Genomic DNA, 2,535 nt, shown 5'->3' on the forward strand with positions numbered 1-2,535 from the left:
ACGCTGTCGAAGAGCTTCCAGTCGGCCTTCAACGTCGTCAAGGGTTCGGTTCCCGCCCGCACCGATGTTCCCGATACCGACTTCGACGCCTGCGGCAAGAAGGGCATTGCCGATCTGAAGGCGGCCAACGAAGGCGGCACGCTGTTCGGCTCGCTGGCCCAGGGTTATGGCGCGCCTCCGGCAATCGCCAACGCCTATAAGGACGTCGTCTCGAAGTTCGTCCACGGCCAGATCAAGAGCTCCGACGAAGCCGTCACCCAGCTCGTCCAGGCGATCGACGACGCCCGCTGAGATCACGGTCGATGAACACGCTTCCCCGCGCACTTCGCGGGGAAGCTTCAGGCCCTGCGACCATTCATGCGGGGCCGATGATGCAGGGGAGGAGATGATATCCATGAGCACAGTTGCCACCACCGATCCGGTTCTGACGCCGCGACAAGCGACGAGCGTCTCGATCAGGGGCCGGCTGCAGGATGCGCTGCCGAAGATCGTGCTGGCGCCGAGCTTCGTCATCACGCTGGTCTTCGTCTACGGCTTCATCGTCTGGACGGCCTATCTCTCCTTTACCAATTCCAAGACCTTTCCCTCCTATGCGCTGACCGGCGCGCGCGCCTATCAGCGGCTGTGGCGCTGGACCTTCGAGAGCGATCCGCCATCCTCCTGGTATACCTCGATCACCAACATGGCGATCTTCGGCTTCCTCTATGTCGGTATCTGCTTGGCCCTCGGCCTGTTCCTCGCCATCCTGCTCGACCAGAAGATCCGCGGCGAGGGCTTGCTGCGGCCGATCTTCCTCTATCCGATGGCGCTCTCCTTCATCGTCACCGGCGTTGCCTGGAAGTGGTTCCTCGATCCCGGCCTCGGGCTCGAGCAGACGCTGCACCACTTCGGCTGGACGAGCTTCCACTTCGACTGGATCAAGAACAAGGACTTCGTCATCTACACCGTCGTCATCGCCGGTGTCTGGCAGGCCTCCGGCTTCGTCATGGCGATGTTCCTCGCGGGACTGCGCGGCATCGACGGCGAGATCATGAAGGCGGCACAGATCGACGGCGCTTCGCCCTTGCAGCTTTACCGGCGCATCGTCATTCCGCTGCTGCGGCCGATCTTCCTGTCGGCCTTCATCGTGCTCGCCCATATGGCGATCAAGTCCTACGACCTGGTGGTGGCGCTGACATCGGGCGGGCCGGGCGGCTCGGCCTGGCTGCCGTCCAACTTCATGTATGAATACACCTTCAAGCGCAACGAGATGGCCGTCGGCTCGGCCAGCGCCATCATCATGCTGATGACCATCTCGGCAATCATCGTGCCCTATCTCTATTCCGAACTGAAGGAGAAGGCCCGATGAGCAGTCTCACCTCTCCGATCGGCACGTCCTCATCGGCATCGGCAGCTGAAGGTGTCGAGCGCGGCAACAGCGCCCGCTGGATTGGCCGCCTGGTCATCTACGGCCTGCTGGTCATCTTCGCCATCCTCTACCTGATGCCGCTCTTCGTCATGCTGACGACCTCGTTCAAGACGATGGACGAGATCCAGGGCGGCAACATGCTGGCGCTGCCGCAGGCGCCGACGCTCGATCCCTGGGTGAAGGCCTGGGGCGAGACCTGCGTCGGGCTGACCTGCGCCGGCATCAAGGGTTACTTCTGGAACTCGATCAAGATGGTGGTGCCGGCGGTTGCGATCTCCACCATCATGGGAGCGCTCAACGGTTATATCCTGACCAAATGGCGCTTTCCCGGCCACACACTGGTGTTCGGGCTGATGCTGTTTGCCTGCTTCATCCCGTTCCAGTCGGTGCTGTTGCCGATGGCGACGATCCTCGGCTCGCTCGGCCGCTTCGGCGTGACCTTGCAGAACGCCACCGGCTTTAACTTCGGCTTCGGCAATCCGACGGTCAATCTGGTCTTCGTCCATGTCGTCTACGGCCTCGGCTTCACCACGCTGTTCTTCCGCAACTTCTACGAGGCCTTTCCGACCGAACTGGTGCGCGCCGCCCAGGTCGACGGCGCGAGCTTCTTCCAGATCTTCCGCCGCATCATGCTGCCGAACTCGCTGCCGATCATCGTCGTCACCGTCATCTACCAGTTCACCAACATCTGGAACGACTTCCTGTTTGCCTCCGCCTATGCCGGCACCGGTGACTCCATGCCGATGACGGTGGCGCTGAACAATGTCGTCAACACCTCGACCGGGGTGGTCGAATACAATGTCAACATGGCGGCGGCGATGATCGCGGCCGTTCCGACGCTCATCGTCTATATCCTCGCCGGCCGCTACTTCGTGCGTGGCCTGATGGCGGGCGCAGTCAAAGGGTAAGTCATGGCCTTCCTGGAAATCTCCGGTCTCAGAAAGCGCTTCGGCGCCGTCGATATCCTCAAGGGCATCGACCTCGAACTCGAAAAGGGCGGCTTCCTGGTGCTGGTCGGCCCATCCGGCTGCGGCAAGTCGACCCTGCTCAACACCATTGCCGGGCTGGAGACGATCACCTCGGGTGATATCCGGATCGACGGCCGCGACATCAGCGGATTGCATCCG

Annotated in this window: 3 protein-coding genes and 1 pseudogene; all 4 read left to right on the forward strand. The window is 62.0% G+C overall.

Going from position 1 to position 2,535, the window contains the following annotated elements:
- Positions 1–291: pseudogene (locus tag ATY29_RS00020) on the forward strand (sugar ABC transporter substrate-binding protein); the annotation flags it as partial.
- A 103-nt stretch (positions 292–394) separates the two neighbouring features.
- On the forward strand, positions 395–1,348 hold the full coding sequence (locus ATY29_RS00025) for a carbohydrate ABC transporter permease (protein ID WP_003566886.1): 954 nt from the start codon (positions 395–397) through the stop codon (positions 1,346–1,348).
- The gene (locus tag ATY29_RS00030) at positions 1,345–2,316 is read left to right on the forward strand and encodes a carbohydrate ABC transporter permease (RefSeq protein WP_097537539.1); all 972 of its coding nucleotides are present in this window, start codon (positions 1,345–1,347) and stop codon (positions 2,314–2,316) included. Before ATY29_RS00025 ends, ATY29_RS00030 begins: the two co-directional genes overlap by 4 nt.
- A gap of 3 nt (positions 2,317–2,319) precedes the next feature.
- The coding region (locus ATY29_RS00035; protein WP_133118229.1) for an ATP-binding cassette domain-containing protein at positions 2,320–2,535 on the forward strand (216 nt) is incomplete at its 3' end.

The sequence above is a fragment of the Rhizobium hidalgonense genome, from assembly GCF_002914525.1.
Taxonomy (GTDB): domain Bacteria; phylum Pseudomonadota; class Alphaproteobacteria; order Rhizobiales; family Rhizobiaceae; genus Rhizobium; species Rhizobium hidalgonense.